Below are 18,539 nucleotides of genomic sequence, written 5' to 3' on the forward strand. Positions count from 1 at the left end.
TCTTATCCTAAAAAATGCTCATTTTTCTTAAATTATTAATCTAAATCTGGTTTATAGAAGGAACGATTGTCCATAGCGAAAATTTTATTGGTCATCTCTCCTTTATCTACCAAAGCCAGAGCTGTTGACATCATCATCATGCTTGCATCCAGATTGTCAATCATATGGATAATCTCTGCTTCCATAATACGTGGACGGACTGGACTTCCATACTCAAGTAAGCCGTGGTGACTGAGGATAACGTGACGAAGCAAAACGACTTCTTCCTTGGTATCATCGATGCCGAGTTCCATCACTGTCTTGGTAATTTCACTATCAATCAGAGCGATATGTCCAAGAAGATTGCCTCGCACTGTATACTCAGTCTGGTCTGGCCCCGTCAATTCAATGACCTTAGCCAAGTCATGCAGCATAATCCCTGCATAGAGCAGGTTCTTATTGAGCTGAGGATAGACTTCGCTAATAGCATCTGCCAAACGCACCATGGTCGCCGTATGATAAGCCAAACCCGTTTCAAAGGCATGGTGATTAGTCTTGGCAGCTGGATAGGAGTAAAATTCCTTATCATACTTGGTGTAGAGCTTTCGGACAATCCGTTGCCAAACAGGATTTTCAATTTTAAAAATCATTTGCGACATGTAGTCACGGATTTCCTTGACATCAACTGGTGACTTGACCTTGAAATCAGCTGGGTCATTGGGTTCACCAGGTTGAGGCAGACGGAGAGTAATTTGGTTAACCTGAGGGGTGTTGTTATAAACTTCTCGGCGTCCTTTCATGTGGACAACCTTACCTGCGGTAAAGGCCTCAACATTATGAGGTTGGGCATCCCAGAGTTTCCCTTCAATCTCGCCACTATCATCTTGGAAGGTAAAGGCTAGGTAGTTTTTCCCAGCTCTAGTTTGCCTCAGGTCAGCTGATTTGATTAGGTAAAAGCCTTCAAACAGCTCATCTTTTTTCATGTGACTAATCTTCATATTCTTCCTCATTTTCTTGGAAATGGAGTAGATCAAGCGCAGGCTCACCTTCTGACAACTCAATGTGACGGAGCGTCCGCTCGATAGCAGTGGTACGACGGTTTAATAATTCCTCAATATTGCCAGAGGCATGTTGGAGGTGTTTTTGTGCCTTGACCAGAATACCACCAAACTTACCAAACTCAGTCTTGACGCTAGCAAGAGTCTTGCTGATATGGTCGGCACTCTTTTGGATATTGAGGGTTTTGAAGCCAACTGATAGGGAATTGAGGAGAGCTGACAAGGTACTTGGACCTGCGACAATAATCTGTTCCTCCCGTCTCAAATCATCAAAGAAGACAGGATTACGGACAATTTCTGAGTAGAGACCTTCTGTCGGAACAAACAAAACTCCAAAATTGGTCGTCCGAGGCGGTGCTATGTACTTGCTCTTGATATCCTTGGCAAAGCGCTTGACGCTTGCTAAGAGTGACTTGCGACAGCGTTCGATTTCGTCCTTGTCACCTGCTTCATAGGCTTCTTCCAAGCGGTAATAATCTGCCAGTGGAAACTTGGAGTCAATCGGTAGATAGACATATTCCTGGTCGCCTTGTCCGGGCAACTTGATGGCATACTCCACTCGTTCACTAGAGTTTTCAACCGTTGCGTATTCTCGTTCATACTGGGCAGGGGTCATGATGTCTTCGATGATTTGCCCCAGTTGCAATTCCCCCAGAATTCCTCGTGTCTTGGTGCCAGAGAGAACCTTGTTAAGAGCTCCAACATCACGGGCAACTGTCTGCATTTCTCCAAGGCCACGATTGACAGACTCCAGTTGTTTGGAAACTGTCTCAAAGGAAGCTTGTAAGCGCGTCTGTAAGGTCTTTTCTAACTTTTCCTCGACTGTCTGGCGCATTTGTTCCAAACGTTGCTCATTTGATTCCTGCAGGGCTTGAAGACGTTGGTCGGTCTTGTCTCTGGTTTGCAAGAGATTATCTGTCATTTCTTGACGGACTTGAGTTAGACCTTGGTGCAATTCGATTCGCACTTCCTGCAAACGGTCGCTGACAGCCACTTCCAAGTCTTTTTGATCTAACTGACTGGCTTGTCTGGCTTGTTCAAAGCGATAATCCAACTGGTCTGACAAATGATCTGCCTGATCCTCCAAGCTCTTACTGAGATGTTTTTCCTGCTTATCCTGCCTTTGCCAAATCAGAAAGAATCCAGCTAGGTTGGCAAGCAATAATAGAACAAGTAAACTTTCCATCCTACCTCCTGTCCTTGCTATGCAACACGACCACATAGCCATCTGGGCAAGTCACTGACACTTCCCTATCTATATATTCGTTAGAAGCGTACACTTTTTTAAAGAAAAAATTTTCCTCTGTCAACTCATACTTAGCTCCGAGAATGGTCAGCTGGCTATCCCGAACCGGCATAAAGGCTAGATAGTCATAGTCCGAGCGGGGATGTAGCTGACTGATCCCTTCTGGACAATAGGCAATCAAATTTTGCTCATCCTCAATTTCTATTTGACGCATATAGGGTGCCAACTTAGGATTACTAGGCAGAAAGACATTGGCCAACATATGGTCAATACGACCACCCAAAGCACCGAAAATAGTAACCTGAGCCTGAGGATTTTGTTCAAAGATGGTCAAGAGAGCCAATTCCAGATCTGTATCATCCTTTTCTGGTCGGGCTTGAACAAAATGCTGGGCACGTTTTTGAATCACCTGTCGCTCTTCTTCCGTCACAGAATCAAAATCTCCGACTGCTAGAGCAAGAGGCAAATCTTCTTCCAAGACCCAGAGCGAACCTCGATCCACACCGACAAAAGCATCAAAATCTGTCCGATAATGACCGCGGTCTCCGCCTCCAAAAACGGCAACCTTAGTCCAGTTGTTTTCTGAGAGTTTGTACTCGCTCATTGACTTCTCCCTTAAAGACATAGGAACCCGCTACAAAAACGGTCGCACCAGCTTCTTTAGCTTGAGCAATCGTTTTATCATCAATCCCACCATCCACTTCGATTTCAAAGTTCAAACCTTTTTCCTTACGAAGTGCAACCAACTCACGAATCTTATCCATGGTCTCTGGTAGAAAGGCTTGTCCACCAAAACCTGGGTTAACTGTCATGACTAAAACTTGGTCAACTAGATGAAGCACGTGCTTGATGGCTTCAACTGGTGTGCCAGGATTGATAACGACTGAAGGCTTAACTCCGAGTGAACGTATTTTTTGGAGGGCACCATGAATATGAGGCGTTGCTTCCACATGGATGCTGATGATATCTGCACCTGCACGCGCAAAATCTTCTAAATGATGCTCAGGGTTTGACACCATCAAGTGGCAATCGAAAACCATCTTACTATGAGGGCGAAGAGCTTCGACCACACCTGCACCAAAACTGATTTGTGGTACAAAGTGACCATCCATGATATCGATATGGGCATATTCTGCCCCAGTTGCTTCTAGACGTTTGATTTCACGTTCAAAGTTGGCATAATCTGCTGCCAGAATTGACGGAGCAATCTTGTATTGAGACATAGGTTTCTCCTTATTTTGGAATTTTTTTGCTGACTTTTTTATAGGTTTCTCTACGATTTTCAATTTCGCTAAGGAATTGCAGGTAGTTGTCAAAACGGAAGGACGCAATGGTACCCTCTTCTACAGCAGGCTTAACTGCACAGAACGGCTCATGGGTATGGGTACAAGTACGGAACTTACAATCTCGGCTAACAGTAGCAATCTCTGGAAAGGCCTGATTGAGGTCTTCAGCCGTTGACACTTCATAATCCAGCGATGAAAATCCTGGTGTATCTGCGATTTTACCCCCATTGAGGTTGTAAAAACTAACAGCTCGAGTGGTGTGGCGCCCGCGACCCAGACTGTCTGAAATTTCTCCTGTTTCAAGATTAAGGTCTGGTGCGATTTTATTGAGAAGAGTTGACTTCCCAACACCTGTCTGCCCCATAAAGACCGTAACCTTTCCTGTTAACAAAGGCAGGAGTTCCTCTTTACTGGTCACAAAGTCATAGCCGATGTCACTATAAGCCTGTTCATAAAAATCCAGTTCTCCTCTATCTTCCAACAAATCCATTTTAGAAATATAGACGATGGGATGGATGTCCTTGTGCTCCAAAAGAACCAAGAAGCGATCCAGCAAATTGCTGTTAAAATCAGGTTCTTTGACAGACATGATTACTACAGCTTGATCAATATTGACAATGGGCGGACGGACCAGACTGTTTTTCCGTTCGTGAATCTTGAGAATATAGCCTTCTGAATTTTCCTCGGCAGAGAAATCTACCCAGTCCCCAACATAGGGTGTATGCCCTTTTTTACGGAAATTTCCACGCGCTCGTGTTTGATAAACCTGACCATCACTCTCTACATAGTAGAACCCCGCCAAGGCTTTAATGATTTGTCCCTGCATTTTAAAGTCCTTGTCCTTTAAGTGCATCTGCTAGGCTGGCAAACTCTTCCAAACTGAGAGCTTCCCCACGCACACTTGGTGATAAGCCTGCTTGGTCTAGAGCTTTGGTCAGTTTGTCCTTGACCTCTTCAGTCTTACCAAAGTAACCTGTCAAGTTATTCCACAAGGTCTTGCGGCGATGGGTAAAACTAGCCTTGGAAATCTTAAAGAAGAAGTTCTCATCTTCTACTGCTACGGCTGGTTCTGGACGACGTACCATTTTCAAAATAGCAGAGTCCACGTTTGGCGCTGGCACAAATACCGTACGAGGTACGATGAAGGCAACCTTGGCAGTCATGTAGTACTGAACCGCAATCGACAAGCTACCATAAGCCTTGGTATTCGGTTGAGCGGAAATGCGGTCCGCCACTTCCTTTTGCATCATGACCACAAACTCACTAAAAGGAATACCACTTTCAATCAAGTGCATGAGAATGGGCGTCGTGATGTAGTAGGGCAAGTTAGCCACTACCTTGATGGGCAGGTCAGGATTTTTAAAATTCTGGATATGTTGCGCCAAATCAACCTTGAGAATGTCCTCGTTAACCACGGTCACATTGTCAAAATCACGCAAGGTATCTGCCAAAATCGGTACCAAACGGTGGTCGATCTCAAAGGCCATGACTTCTGCTGCACGCTCAGCCAAAAACTCCGTCAAGGCACCAATCCCTGGCCCGATTTCGATAACATTAACCTGGTCATCAATCTCAGCCGTATCCACGATTTTTTGTAGGATATTGGTATCCGTCAGGAAATTTTGCCCGAAGGACTTTTTAAAGGTAAAACCGTGACGCTCCAGCACTGCCTTAGTCACGCTATAATCTGCAATTCTCATCTATTCTCTTTTCTATTATCTATTACTTCTATTGTAACACATTCCCCTTGTATTTTGGGGGTGAAAATCATGTCAAAAAACTATCTTTCCTCATGAAGAAAGATAGTCTTGAAAATCTTTAAAGGTGGATTTATCGTTTCTCTCGAAACATCCGTTCAAAAAAATCAGCTTCTTGATAACTTCGATTTTCAGGTAGGGTCAAATCTACATCCTCCTCCACATCGTCCACTGTCAGTTCAACCGTTTGAGGTAAATTTTTCAAACGATAATGCTTTTGCCTTTGCCCTTCAATGCTAGCAAAATCAAGCAAATACCCATTCACTCGGATTTGAACCAAAAGGAGATGATTGGTCATATTTTCCATGATGAGAATATCTTCTAAACCACCTCTGGCACTAGGATAATCAGATACCCTGCGAATACGAATTTTTTCACACATGAGCAAGCTCCCTCATATCAATGATTTCATCGGCCTTATTCCAGACTAGGGGATTATGGGTCGCAATGATGATCATTCGATTTTCATCTTTCAAATCCACCAAGAGATTCATAACCTCCTCTGAATTTTCAGTATCAAGAGCTGCTGTTGGCTCATCCGCTAAAATCAAGGGTGGATTTTTCAAAATAGTCTTAGCAAGGGCAACTCGTTGGGCCTCTCCCCCAGATAAAGTATAAATTTTTTGTTCTAGATCCAAATACCCTAGATTAACCTTTTCTAAAGCCTCCACTTGCCTTTCCAAACGTTCTACTTTTGAGATTTTTTGACCAACAAAGCCCAAATCCAAATTCTCTTTGATTGATTGGTTTTCTAAAAGGCCAAAATTTTGAAAGAGATAGCCCATCTGGTCTCGAAAATACTCACGAGTGGGAATGGTTTTTAAATCTTTCCCCTGATAGAGAACCCTTCCACCATCTATCTTTTCTAGCTTTCCTAAGATATTAAGTAAAGTCGTCTTTCCGCTTCCACTCTTTCCGATTAAGGCATAAACCTTGCCCTTCTCCAGCTTGAGATTTAAACCAGAGAAAATCGCGCGGTCATTAAACTTCTTTTCCAATCCTTGAATATCAATCATCTTATTTTCCTTTCAATACTGCCATACTACCAGCTTCTTCTTTTTTATCCTGCCTTACTAAAATCAAGAGGGCGTTAAGAGTAAATAAAGCTACAACTAAAGCGCTAATCAAGCTATCTCCTGTCAAAACACTAGATAGGACTAGGCCAAGCAAGAGAACTCCTCCTTGCGCCAGTAAATACTTGCCATGAAGCTCATAGATTGTCATACCAGAAAGACGTTTAATCATGATCTCCCGTCTAAACTGCTCAAAATAGAGAAGATTCATGGAATCAAATAACAAGATAGCCGTAGACAGGGTCAAAATCGTCCCAATAAGGAGAGAGTAAAACTCCATCCGTTTGTCATTGAGTACCTTGGCAAAAAATAGCTGGCTTTTTACCAAGTAAGAAACCTTGTGATACAGACCTTGCTCTTTTAGAGCTGTGATGCTGTCTCCATATCGATCTAGTTTCAAGGCACTATTAGCCGTAGTTCCCCATAACATCCCTGCAACAGGTCTTGTTCCAGTCGCTTGCGGCGTTAAAACTACAATAATCGGATCTTTTAGGTACTGGCGTGTCGTCTTGTACCCATCGTTATAGAGGAAGCGTTCCTGTCCTGTTTCTGTAAAAGCTAGCCTTACCTGTGGGAGGTAGTGTTTCTGACTCGTCGCCTCTACACTTTCAGATGAAAAATTTTGCAGGTAATCTGTAAATAATCCTTGATAGTAGGCAGACTGCTCTCGCAAGCTCTCAGGTAAGATCAGCCCAAACTCTCCCTCAGACAAGTTTTGCATCTTGTCCATAAACTCTGAAGAAACGGTAATCTTTTCTTCTATCAGATAGCGCGGTGAGACATAGATGACATTCCCTGACGGTGTATAGTCACTGAGACGATTGCCATCTAGGTCCACTTCTGCGCCATTTGAGAATTTGTCAACATTGCTCATGATATAAAAAGAGTCTGTATTGGCTAACCGTTCTTCAGTAAATGTCTGCCACTCACGATTATCCTTACGCATTCCTTCTTCATCGGCAAATGCACTAGACCAACCAAAGGATAGACGGTAACGATCTGAGGACTGACTCCATTTATCGCTAGCTCTCTCCATCTCCTGCATTTCACGGTAGTGGGGTAGGAGAGCAGTCGCACTCGAGCCGACCACCAGCACGGCCAAGAGTTGCCCCACCATCATCAATGTCATCATCCGTTTGAGAGGGAGTTTCCCTTTCAATAGATCCACCAGACTATTTTCCTGTAAACCAAGTAGATACACGACACTTAATAAGGTAGAAATCCCTACCAAGGCCAATCCATAAAGCAAAAGACCAATGATGACCAGTTGCACCGTTGCCATAAACAAGGCACCTTGATACCAGAGAACCCCCAATCCCAAAAAACTGGATACCAGCACCGAGAAGATAAGCTGTCTCATATCTTCTAATACTGGTCTGAGAGCAACCCCAAACAAGCTCTCACCAGCTATTAAACGAATCCCTGCTTGACGGAGGGATTTTATCCGATAAATCAGAGTCAAACTCATAAAGGTCAGCAGAAAAATAGCTAAACTCAGTAGCACCATAGGGGTGACAGTCAATAGTAAGACTATCGAAAATGGATCTTCTCCATTCGAAACAAATCCTTGATAGCCAAGTTCTTTCAAGGTGGTCTGTAAACTCACTCCATCCAAACTTCCTGACACAATCAAGTAAGACCCTAATAAATCACTCGTTTCTGCACTCTCCTTGGAGGAAATGGTCAGACCTGCTGGAAGCTCTCCCTGACCATAAGTGGCATAGGTAAAGCGTGTTTCTCCAGCTTCATTTGGCTCAACGATCCGACGGGCGATGAGACTATTATGCTCTACCGCCAAGTGACTCAAAGCCTCTGTCACCTCTTCACGACCAGCTACTGGTTGATTTATCACCATTCCTGTCACATCAACAGAGGGATAGTTACCAAATAAAATCTCTTCTCGATGGTCAACGGAAGTTATCACCATATAAAGCGATACCAATACCATTGAAATCAAAATAAATAAACGTTTCATCATTTCCTCCAAAAAGTTACTTGGTCACTTAGTGAGAAGATGACCAAGTAAAGCATCGTTATCAATTCACCCAGAAATATTTTTACTTTCTCGTGTGTAATTTTTAATAATTATAATAGAAACTTACTTGCTCGGCCCACGCAGTACGAATCCAAGCTCGAGATGTTCCCCCTGCATTAGCATATCCCTTATCAGATGAACCAGTTTTTCTACTAACAACTGTTGAGCTATGATATTCTGAAGAGTGATAGTAGTTTGAGTAAGCACCTCCGTCACCTGAACCATACGTCCAGACACCACCATCTGGATACTTAACCGCGGCCGATACTACTGCTACACTTCCACCTAATGTTGCTGCAATGCTCGATACAAGGGCTAATTTTTTAACTGTTTGTTTCATATTGATACTCCTCTATTTTTGATTACAAGATTGTTGAGTTATTTGCTCCTCTTTCCATTATCAACGTTGATACTATTATATTACTAAATGATATTCTAAAATTATTTGTTTTTCTCTAAATTATCAAAATAGCACCCTGAAATGAACTTTTATAGTCATTATACTCCATCTTTATCACACTATCAAGGACGTCAATGTCATTAAAATCTAACTATTTCATATTATTTTTGGCTTATATCTAAAAAAACAGTTCTAAAGACGAACTTTAGAGCTGTTTTGATACGATAACAAGGACATTTTTGTCATTACTTCGCTATGTTTATAAATATTCTTACCCTATTGTAAAACGAAGGACACATAAAAAGGTGCCTATTTGATGTACTCTGATTGCAAAATACCACAAAGTAAATTTAACATAATCTCCAATCATTCGTATAAACAATTGTGTGAAACTAATCCGAGAAAAATCAATCACTAGTTGTCAGAGACTTTTTTAAGGATTATTATTTATTACTCGCAGATGGTAAACACGGATTATTCCTACTACTATGAGAATAACTAAGTAAGACTGATTACAGAATTATTTCTTTAAATTATTCGTTTCCTTCTTTATAAAACGGATATGTAACTATTATACCCAAAGTACTAATTATAATTTTAAAGATTGCACCTAAAATATTTAAAGTTGATAAATCAAGTATTCCGTGTATTAGGTATAGTAGACAGAAAAAGAATGGAAGGTATTTTTTTAATTTTTTCATAAACTATAGTGCTATCAAGGTCAAAGCTTTAGCTACTGTCCAAGCCATCCAATCTGGCATACCTGCACGCTTACAAGCCTGGTAGATTCCATCTTCAATCCAACCAGTAAAGTGTTCTAGTGTACTCAATATAGAATTCAATCCTATATATTGATTTATCCATCTTTTAACATTCGAAGGGAGTTTACTATAACCTTTTCGAATAGCTGTAACTGAAAAAGACCACTTTCCTCTGTCCATTTTAGCAGCTTGGATATCCTCTTGCGAAACAGTATCTTTATCAAATTCTAATATACGTCCGTTATCTACGTAGATATGTTTTCCTTCACTATTAGTTGCCGTAGAACGTTTTGAAACTTGAGTTGCTTTATCCGAAACTGAATATGTAGAAGCAAAAGCAGTTGCAGATGGGAGAGCAACAGTACTTAATGTTAAAAAGCAACTTAAAACAATTGCTGTTTTTGTTAAAATCTTATTTTTCATTTTGTTTCCTCCTCTTATTTTGTCGCAAGATTATTGAGTTACTTGCTCCTCTTTCCATTATCAACGTTGATACTATTATATTACCAAATGATATTCTAAAATTATTTGTTTTTCTCTAAATTGTCAAAATAGCACCCTGAAATGAACTTTTATAGTCATTATACTCCATCTTTATCACACTATCAATGACATCAATGTCCTTAAAATACAACCATTTCGTGTCATTTTTAGCTTATATCTAAAAAAACAGCCCCAAAGACGAACTTTAGAACTGTTTCCATGCTAGAACAAGGACATTCTTGTCACTGCTTCACTATGTTTATAAATATTTTTTTAAATCTTCTTGCCATTGTTTTTCCAACATGGTAACTAAATAAGAATTCTCTATTATATCAGCAAATATCTTTGATTTTTGATAGAACTGTTCAGCAGAGACGTAATCTTTCTTTATTATCAGAGATAATTTCCACTCCAACATTAATATAATTGGTTTCTTCTGGAAATCTTGTGTTTTTTCCATTATATGATTAAGGCTAAAGATATAAGCTTCTAGTGAATCATAAGACGACAAATTATCCAAACAGGCTAGACCCGAAAACAAAGTGTTACTTAAAGCAAACAGATATTCTGGTGCAATTAATTCTACATGATTTGTCAAACGAACTAAAAACGAATGAATTCTGTTAATTTCTTCAATCTGATTTTGACCTTGTTTTATCTTTGTAAGCACTATAGCAAAATATAAGTTGATAACTTCTAATTCATTTATCAAAAACAATTCCTTATCATAAATTGTTTTAAAATAATCGTCCAGTACGGTTTCCCCATATTCTGGTCGTCCGCTTCGAATAACATCTATCGTTGCTCTAGTAGCTTCAAACCATACTTTTTCCTCACTAGGAAGTTGCTCATAAAACAAGTTCTCTATCTCTTCCAAACACGCTTCTTTCTTATCGTACTCCTCTTCTTTACCATAGATTGGTTCACGTAAAATCTGGTATTTCAATTCTAAATAAGCAGAAGGAAGAGCTGAAAAATCCGGCATAAGGCTATAAGCTGGAACTCCTAACCGACGAGCAATATAGTCTAACTTCGGCAAACTTGGTTGCGAAGCTCCACTTTCAATTCGCGATAGTTGACGAACTGTCAGTTCTTGCTCATTTCCACAAAAATCTGGACGACTAATTCCTTTTTCTATCCGAATCTCTTTGATTTTTTGACCAATTAACATCAGACGCCTCCTCTTCTACCTACTTCGAAAAATACTGTGAAACTTTAAAAATTGTAACGGCTACATCTTTCCTACTCATAAGATTTCATAGCTTCTTCCACTTCTGCCAAGGTGACTCCAAACAACTCTAGGCGTTTGAGGAGTTGCTTGCCGTTGGAATAGCCAATTCGGAGAGCTTCTCCTAGATATTCTCGTCGCTTACGACTATCTGCTCCTGCTAGAAAACCAAGGCGAATCAAGTCGCTACGACTGATATCAAACTGACTCTCATGTTCAAATTGTTCTGTCACCTGAGCTAGAGCCGTTTTCAAATCTTCATAGCTGGCATGCTCAATTCCCAGGGAACGTCCCTTGGTCTTGGACTTGGGAACAGCTTCATCTCGTTTGAGGAAGGCATGCTGAACTGTTGGAATGACCGTCATAATCATGCGCCGAATCCGTTCCCCATTAAAATCTGGGTCTGTAAAGACAATGACTCCATGACTCTGGTGCAGGCGCTGAATCCGCTCTAGATCCTGTTCATTGATAGCAGAACCTCGAGTCTCATAGGTCTCTACATCGAAATAGCGTTTGAGATTGGCCGTATCATCGCGCCCTTCGACCACGATAACTTGGGAAATTTTCTCTTTCATTACTTGCTGTCCAATCCAAAAATTCGTTCTGCATTTGCAGTTGTTACCACCGCTAGCTCTTCTGCCGTCATCCCACGCAAGTCAGCTATAAAGTCCACTACATAGCGCGTGTAGGCTGTTTTATTTTCACGACCCCGTTTAGGAACAGGAGCTAGGTAAGGGGCATCTGTTTCCACCAAAATCTTGTCCAAAGGTAACTCTTTAGCTGCTTCTTGGATGTCAGTTGCCTTCTTGAAAGTTACCACTCCTGAGAAGGAAATAGTCATGCCAAGCGCGACAAACTTCTCTGCCCATTCAAGCGTTCCTGAAAATGAATGCATGATACCACCACGAGGACCAACACCCTCGCTCTTGATAATCTCATAGGTGTCTTCCAGCGCATCACGGGTATGGACAACAAAAGGCAAATCCAAGTCCTTAGACAGCTGAATCTGACGGCGAAAAACCTGTTCCTGCACCTCTTTCGGTGCTGTCATCCAATGGTAGTCCAATCCAATTTCACCTAAAGCAACAACCTTGGGATGCTTGAGCTTATCAAGCAAGTAGTCTTCAATCTCCTCTATGTAAGTTCCAGCTTCTGTCGGATGCCAACCGATAGTCGCATAGAGCTGGTCATACTCATCTACCAACTCCAAGGCACGCTCAATCGTCGGTTGATCAAAACCAACAATATTCATCTGTGTCACACCCATCTCAGCAGCCAAGGCAATTTCTTCTGCCTCACGACCTGCAAATTCTTCTACATTCAAGTGTGTATGTGTATCAAAAATCATCTCTTCTAACCTCGTTTTCTATCTACTATTATAGCAAAAAAACTGACCTCTCTCCTCATCTGAAAAAAATATTCTAAAACCCATCATCATCTCTTGACGCTCTTTTTCCAAAGCAGTATAATAACACTTATTGAATTTTTCAACAAAGGAAATAACTATGTTTACAAAATTAAAACAGACCTTTATCGGTCGTCCTCTTAAGTCCTTAACCGAAGGCGAAGGGGGACTACTGGGAAAAATGCAGGCACTAGCCATGTTGTCAAGCGACGCTTTGTCCTCCATCGCCTATGGACCTGAGCAAGTAGTCCTGGTCTTGGCTAGTCTCTCTCCTCTAGCTATATGGTGGAGCCTTCCTATCGGCCTCTTTGTCCTCCTGCTCTTAGCTAGTCTGACCGTTTCCTACCGTCAAATCATCCATGCCTACCCTCAAGGGGGAGGGGCATATATGGTTACTCGAGAAAATCTATCTCCCCAACTTGGCTTGATCGCTGGAGGCAGTCTTCTGGTTGACTATATGTTAACCGTAGCGGTATCCGTTGCATCTGGAGCTGACGCTATCACAGCAGCTCTCCCTGCTCTTCACCCTTACAACCTCCACATTTCCATTTTTCTGGTTTGCTTGCTCATGCTCTTGAACTTACGGGGCTTAAAAGAATCTGCCAGTTCACTGATGATTCCTGTCTATCTCTTTATCATCAGTACTGTCTTTCTATTACTCTACGGAATCTTTCAACTAATGACAGGGTCTCTCAGCTATCAGGCAACTTCACCTATTGGGCATGCTGTTCCGAGCCTGTCTATCGTTCTCATTCTAAGAGCTTTTACCAGCGGCTCTGCCTCTCTGACAGGGGTTGAAGCTATTTCAAATGCCGTTCCCTTTTTCAAAGTTCCCAAAGAAAAGAATGCCGCTCAAACCTTGACCATTATGTCACTGATTTTAGGTTTTCTTTTTGCTGGTATCACCTTCCTAAACTACTGGATGGGGATTATGCCTCAACACGGAGAAACTATTCTTTCACAGATGGCTCAAGGCATCCTTGGCACTTCCTTCTTAGGCCACCTTGGGTATTATATCTTCCAATTCTCCACAGCCCTGATTTTGGCCGTAGCTGCAAATACTGGCTTTTCGGCCTTCCCTATGCTGGCTTACAATATGGCTAAAAACAAATACATGCCCCATCTCTTTATGGAAAAAGGAGACCGCCTAGGCTACTCCAATGGAATTTTAACTCTGGCTTTTGGGGCTATGATTCTTCTTCTCATTTTTAATGGCAATACTGAACGCTTGATTCCTCTTTATACTATCGGAGTCTTCGTTCCCTTCGCCCTATCTCAGACTGGAATGATTCGTCATTGGAAAAAGGTAAAAGGAGCCAACTTCTTAAAACCTGCTCTTGCTAATATCATTGGGGCAATCATTTGCTACGCGATTGTACTAATCTTGCTCTTTTTCCGTCTCAGTGATATCTGGCCATTCTTCCCGATTATTCTCGTACTCACCCTACTCTTCTTGGCAATTCACAGTCATTACCAAAAAGTAGCCCAACAACTGCGACTCTATGAAGGCATCGAAAAACGTACTTACGACGGCAATCTGGTTCTGGTCCTAGTAGGAAATGTCACCCGAGTCAGTGTCGGAGCCATTAACTACGCTCAAAGTATCGGTGACGAAGTCCTAGCCATGCATATTTCTACCAAGGAAACAGCAGAAAAAGATCAAGAAATTCTCCAAGAATTTGCCGATTACTTCCCAACCATTACTCTGAAAAATATCAAGACTAGCTATCGCGACATCATCACCCCTACTGTCAAGTATGTCAAACGAATTTCTGAGGAAGCACAGAAAAAGAACTATACAGTCACTGTCCTCGTTCCCCAGTTTATCCCTAATAAACCTTGGCAGAATATCCTGCACAATCAGATGAGTCTCAAACTCAAATACGCCCTTCGTTGGCACCAAGACGTCGTTGTCGCTAGCTACTCTTATCACTTAAAAGAATAAAGAAAAGGCCCTACCAGAATCAAAAGCATCTGGTAAGGCCTTTTTCTGAATCCAGCCACTATGCTTATACTCAATGAAAATCAAAGAGCAAACTAGGAAGCTAGCCGCAGGCTGCTCAAAGCACTGCTTTGAGGTTGTAGATGAAACTGACGAAGTCAGTAACCATATATACGGTAAGGCAATGCTGACGTGGTTTGAAGAGATTTTCGAAGAGTATTAACTGAAAAGCATGACTAGGAATATCATTGAATGTGGTTAGCTAAATCTTCCTGAGCTTTTTTATTTGACTCAGCTTTTTCTTTCAGCCATTTTTCATAGAGTTCTTGGTACTGTTTAGCAGTTACTGGCTCTTTTTGCAATTCAACATATTTGTAGTTGTCCGCATTTCCCTTATGACCAACAAATGAGAATGGGCCTGTAAACGGTACTGTCTTACGGAAGATTGGATTGGCTCCGCCACTTTGAACTGGTAGGAACAAGGCACTATCTGTCAACCAAGCTTGGGCGTCAGCATATTTTTCATAACGAGCTTGAGTATCTGTGATTTCCGCATCAGCCTGATCCAAGAGTTTCTTGTAGTCAGCAAGACCAATCTTGTCCTTTACTTCCTTGTCTTTTCCTTCAGACAAGCCCATGTTTTTCAACTGAGAACCTGTCTCTGGATCAAGAATGGCTAGGTAAGTCTTAGGATCTGAGTAGTCTCCACCCCATCCTGAGACGTCAATATCGTAGTCTTTTTGTTCCGCTGTATCTGCAAAGTAGGTTGCCTGGTCTTTTTCATCTGGAGAAAGTTGGATAACATCGATGACTACATTCTCCTTACCAAGAGTTGCTTCTACTGTTTGCTTGAAAGATCCGGCCTGTTGTACATCTAGTTTAGCAGTTTGGTCAACTGGCATATCCAAATGAATTGGGAAAGTTACTCCCTGAGCTTGCAGACTTTCTTTGGCCTTAGCCAACTTCTCTTTAGCCTTATCAGGATTCAAGAAGGCTTGCTTACCATCGTTTAGGTTGATATTTGCCCAATCTTTGCCGTAGTTGACAATTTTCTCATTGACAATGTCACCGAAGTTCTTATCGCCAACTTGGACAAAGTTACTTGGTGTAACTGTGTTACGTAAGATACGGTCTGCTCCATCTTCACCATTTGTCTGCGCCGCATAGGCATGACGGTCAAAGGCAAAGTTGATAGCCTGACGGAAATCTTTATTTTGCATAGCTGCGCGTGAATCTGTCTTTTCCTTATCAGACTGTTTCATCGTCTGCTTGTAGCTTTGACGATTCACGTTGAAAAGATAATAGAAAGTAACTGAGTTTTGCGGTGTATAGGTAATCTTGTCCTCATTGCCCTTCTTAAGTTCAGCAAAGACCGAACTTGTTGGGAAGATACGGCCATCTGTATAATTACCATCCAAGAAACCTCTAGCAATGCTGTCTTGGTCAGAACCGTCAAAGAAAGAGAGTTTCACTTTCTCGATTTTAACATTGTCCTTATCCCAATAGTTAGGGTTTTTGTCAAGTTCAATCAAAGATTTGGATGTGAATGATTTAAATAAGTAAGGACCATTTGACAAGATACTTGATGGCGTCACACTTCCAAAGTCATCTCCCTTAGACTTCAAGAAAGCTTCGTTTACAGGACTAAGGATACTTGCTGTTGTTTTAGAGTTCCAATAAGTCTCAGGTTGATTGAGGGTGTATTGGAGTGTGTAATCATCCACTGCCTTAACACCAACAGTTCCAAAATCAGATGATTTCCCTTCAACATAGTCTGCTAGCCCCTTGATAGAGTCTTGTACCAAGTACAAGTTTTCAGCCTTTTTATCAGCCGCATACTTAAGACCAGTCACAAAGTCATGAGCGGTTACATCCGCATACTCTTCTCCTTCAGAAGTGTACCATTTAGCCCCCTGACGGATCTTATAAGTGTAGGTCAAACCATCTTTTGACACAGTCCATGACTCAGCCATAGATGGAATGAGATTGCCATACTGGTCGTTTTCCAACAAACCATCAATCAAGTTGGTTGTGATACTAGATGTAGAGTCTCGGGTAGAGGTAATATAATCCAAGGTATCTGGGTTATTGACAAAGATATAAGAGTAAGTCTTGTCTGCATTACTTGATTGAGATGATCCACACGCTGCTAAAGCTAGACCTGCTGTCAAAGCCATAGCTCCAAAAAGCATAACTTTTGATTTCTTCATGATTATTCTCCATTTTTACAGTATGTGAAATATTATACACTATTCAAGCAAAAATATAAAGCTTTTTGTACTTTTTTACAAAAATAAAAATCAGTAGACTCGAGTTCCTACTGATTTTTGATAGAATTCGTTTGGATTATGCAGCCAAAACTTTGCGTCCTTTACGACGACGAGCTGCCAATACGCGACGACCGTTTTTAGTTGACATACGGTTACGGAATCCGTGTTTGCGCGCACGACGAAGTTTACTTGGTTGATAAGTACGTTTCACGATGAATACCTCCTCATAGATTTTGTATTCGTTTAGCCGGCTATAAAGTGATCAGTTACTAAACATACTTTACTATTCTATCTGATTCTTTTACTTTTGTCAATAGCTCAAGGCAAATGTTTCCAGCTTTTTCGAATGTAAGCCCTTATCAGAAACAGTTAAGAGTAACATTCTCTTCAGATGCGAACAAATCAGTAAAAAATAATTCTTGCTAACATACATTTCCTATATTGAAGCCACCGATTTCATATCCCAAACTGTCTACAAAAATTAGCATTCATTTCTAACAATTCTTTAAAAGGAACTATTTTTCTAACCGCACCTGATGGAGTGTACTCCATTGACCACATAAATGGATAGGTCAAAACAACTTCATTCGTTTCAAGCGATAAATCTAATTCGAACAAATCTGATACTATAAGTTCTTGATAAAATAGGTCTAACTGATTTGTAGTCACCCAATATAAAAATCCCTTATAATCTATCTCCAAATCCTCCCATTCTAATGTATCGGGGGCAAAATATTCTATTGAATTTAATTTTTCAATATTTATTGCAAATAGACCACCCAAAATATCATAAGCTATCAAACAACGATTAGGATTATAACATTTTGAAAACAATTCATTACAATAGATGAATCCATTCTCTGAGTCATTCCCCAAAATCTTTAAATAACCATTAACAGTTATATAAGAAAAATGTTCTAAGATAAACTTCAGTTCTTGTGGTGTTTCTATAGTATCCGTTATTTTTTTATTAAATTCTAAAAACTTAATATCATTGGAACTTTCATCAAATTTTTCAAGAATCTCTCTCATAGTTATCATTTTATTTACCTATTCTCCACTACTCATCTTTACTCTTGTAGTTCATAGTTACTAATGTTTGTAATATTAAAGATTCTAATAATAAATTCTAATCTTTCAAGATGTTATACCTGCCCAGTATTCTTCCAAGAAAATAAAAATCTCAGAGAGGTAACGTTTAAATCATAAAAATGTTCGCTTTCTCTGAGATAAAACGCTAAAATCTAGTTGAGCCCTATAGAACCCCTATCTACGATACTGTTTCAAGAATCGAGTCATCTTGTCTTGAATTTGGGCTAGTTCATCAACACGAGGAAGGTAAACAATACGGAAGTGGTCTGGTTCCTGCCAGTTGAAGCCTCGACCATGAACCAAGAGAACCTTTTCCTGCTTCAAGAAATTAAGGACAAACTGCTCATCATCATCGATACGGTACATATTACGGTCTATTTTAGGAAAGATATAGAGCCCCGCCTTGGGTTTAACAGCAGAGAGACCTGGAATCTCTTGAATAGCATTGTAGATGAAATTTCTTTGCTCATAAATTCGTCCACCAGGAAGGAGCAATTCATCGACTGATTGGTGACCACCCAAGG

General features: G+C 40.8%; 19 protein-coding genes and 1 pseudogene. 2 read left to right on the forward strand and 18 right to left on the reverse strand.

All coding sequences use genetic code 11. The features are described 5' to 3' along the window. Positions 1 to 35 precede the first annotated feature (35 nt). The 14 genes from RWO85_RS06615 to RWO85_RS06680 all read right to left on the reverse strand — a co-directional run bounded on the left by RWO85_RS06615 (position 36) and on the right by RWO85_RS06680 (position 12,654). Entirely contained in the window at positions 36 to 977 is a 942-nt protein-coding gene (locus tag RWO85_RS06615; RefSeq protein ID WP_101782481.1) for a 3'-5' exoribonuclease YhaM family protein, read from the reverse strand. Further along, positions 967 to 2,223: a DNA recombination protein RmuC gene (gene rmuC / locus RWO85_RS06620; protein ID WP_314414833.1), complete on the reverse strand. Its 1,257-nt coding sequence runs from the start codon at positions 2,221 to 2,223 to the stop codon at positions 967 to 969. The genes RWO85_RS06615 and rmuC overlap by 11 nt, the downstream gene beginning before the upstream one ends. A gap of 1 nt (position 2,224) precedes the next feature. Beyond that, on the reverse strand, positions 2,225 to 2,887 hold the full coding sequence (locus RWO85_RS06625; RefSeq protein ID WP_314414835.1) for a thiamine diphosphokinase: 663 nt from the start codon (positions 2,885 to 2,887) through the stop codon (positions 2,225 to 2,227). After that, entirely contained in the window at positions 2,850 to 3,506 is a 657-nt protein-coding gene (gene rpe / locus RWO85_RS06630) for a ribulose-phosphate 3-epimerase (RefSeq protein ID WP_314414838.1), read from the reverse strand. The genes RWO85_RS06625 and rpe overlap by 38 nt, the downstream gene beginning before the upstream one ends. Before the next feature lie 10 nt (positions 3,507 to 3,516). After that, a complete protein-coding gene (rsgA, locus tag RWO85_RS06635) occupies positions 3,517 to 4,395 on the reverse strand; it encodes a ribosome small subunit-dependent GTPase A (RefSeq protein ID WP_314414860.1) in 879 nt (292 codons plus the stop codon). 1 nt (position 4,396) lies between these two features. Beyond that, on the reverse strand, positions 4,397 to 5,269 hold the full coding sequence (gene rsmA, locus RWO85_RS06640; RefSeq protein ID WP_314414840.1) for a 16S rRNA (adenine(1518)-N(6)/adenine(1519)-N(6))-dimethyltransferase RsmA: 873 nt from the start codon (positions 5,267 to 5,269) through the stop codon (positions 4,397 to 4,399). Between the two features lie 130 nt (positions 5,270 to 5,399). Then, positions 5,400 to 5,708 carry a hypothetical protein gene (locus RWO85_RS06645; protein WP_000333263.1) on the reverse strand — a complete coding sequence of 103 codons (309 nt, stop codon included), beginning with the start codon at positions 5,706 to 5,708 and terminating at the stop codon, positions 5,400 to 5,402. After that, a complete protein-coding gene (locus RWO85_RS06650; protein WP_314414842.1) occupies positions 5,701 to 6,342 on the reverse strand; it encodes an ABC transporter ATP-binding protein in 642 nt (213 codons plus the stop codon). Before RWO85_RS06650 ends, RWO85_RS06645 begins: the two co-directional genes overlap by 8 nt. 1 nt (position 6,343) lies before the next feature. Next, the gene (locus RWO85_RS06655) at positions 6,344 to 8,374 is read right to left on the reverse strand and encodes a bacteriocin-associated integral membrane family protein (protein ID WP_042900296.1); all 2,031 of its coding nucleotides are present in this window, start codon (positions 8,372 to 8,374) and stop codon (positions 6,344 to 6,346) included. Between the two features lie 103 nt (positions 8,375 to 8,477). Next, a complete protein-coding gene (locus RWO85_RS06660) occupies positions 8,478 to 8,774 on the reverse strand; it encodes a lactococcin 972 family bacteriocin (RefSeq protein WP_314414844.1) in 297 nt (98 codons plus the stop codon). A 764-nt stretch (positions 8,775 to 9,538) separates the two neighbouring features. Beyond that, the gene (locus RWO85_RS06665) at positions 9,539 to 10,018 is read right to left on the reverse strand and encodes a hypothetical protein (RefSeq protein ID WP_314414846.1); all 480 of its coding nucleotides are present in this window, start codon (positions 10,016 to 10,018) and stop codon (positions 9,539 to 9,541) included. 319 nt (positions 10,019 to 10,337) lie between these two features. Next, positions 10,338 to 11,249, reverse strand: a complete 912-nt coding sequence (locus RWO85_RS06670; protein WP_314414848.1) for an XRE family transcriptional regulator — start codon at positions 11,247 to 11,249, stop codon at positions 10,338 to 10,340. 71 nt (positions 11,250 to 11,320) lie between these two features. After that, positions 11,321 to 11,881: a ribonuclease M5 gene (gene rnmV / locus RWO85_RS06675; RefSeq protein WP_314414849.1), complete on the reverse strand. Its 561-nt coding sequence runs from the start codon at positions 11,879 to 11,881 to the stop codon at positions 11,321 to 11,323. After that, positions 11,881 to 12,654: a TatD family hydrolase gene (locus RWO85_RS06680; protein ID WP_314414851.1), complete on the reverse strand. Its 774-nt coding sequence runs from the start codon at positions 12,652 to 12,654 to the stop codon at positions 11,881 to 11,883. The genes rnmV and RWO85_RS06680 overlap by 1 nt, the downstream gene beginning before the upstream one ends. A 157-nt stretch (positions 12,655 to 12,811) precedes the next feature. Between RWO85_RS06680 and RWO85_RS06685 the strand changes: the two genes are divergently transcribed. Together RWO85_RS06685 and RWO85_RS06690 are read left to right on the forward strand one after the other, a co-directional pair. Beyond that, positions 12,812 to 14,656: an APC family permease gene (locus RWO85_RS06685; RefSeq protein WP_314414853.1), complete on the forward strand. Its 1,845-nt coding sequence runs from the start codon at positions 12,812 to 12,814 to the stop codon at positions 14,654 to 14,656. A 73-nt stretch (positions 14,657 to 14,729) separates the two neighbouring features. Next, the gene (locus tag RWO85_RS06690) at positions 14,730 to 14,876 is read left to right on the forward strand and encodes a hypothetical protein (protein WP_314414856.1); all 147 of its coding nucleotides are present in this window, start codon (positions 14,730 to 14,732) and stop codon (positions 14,874 to 14,876) included. 22 nt (positions 14,877 to 14,898) lie between these two features. Here RWO85_RS06690 and RWO85_RS06695 read toward each other — a convergent pair whose 3' ends face one another. The 4 genes and pseudogenes from RWO85_RS06695 to RWO85_RS06710 form a co-directional block, all read right to left on the reverse strand. Then, positions 14,899 to 16,863, reverse strand: a complete 1,965-nt coding sequence (locus RWO85_RS06695; protein ID WP_314414858.1) for a peptide ABC transporter substrate-binding protein — start codon at positions 16,861 to 16,863, stop codon at positions 14,899 to 14,901. A 136-nt stretch (positions 16,864 to 16,999) separates the two neighbouring features. Next, positions 17,000 to 17,134 (reverse strand): 50S ribosomal protein L34, encoded by a 135-nt coding sequence (rpmH, locus tag RWO85_RS06700; protein WP_000831905.1) that lies wholly within the window; start codon positions 17,132 to 17,134, stop codon positions 17,000 to 17,002. Between the two features lie 245 nt (positions 17,135 to 17,379). Then, positions 17,380 to 17,955, reverse strand: coding sequence for a DUF2625 family protein (locus tag RWO85_RS06705; protein WP_160165279.1), 576 nt, complete (start codon positions 17,953 to 17,955; stop codon positions 17,380 to 17,382). A 234-nt stretch (positions 17,956 to 18,189) separates the two neighbouring features. After that, positions 18,190 to 18,539: pseudogene (locus RWO85_RS06710) on the reverse strand (aminotransferase); the annotation flags it as partial.

Origin of the sequence: uncultured Streptococcus sp. (assembly GCF_963521865.1) — a bacterium.
Taxonomy (GTDB): Bacteria; Bacillota; Bacilli; order Lactobacillales; family Streptococcaceae; genus Streptococcus.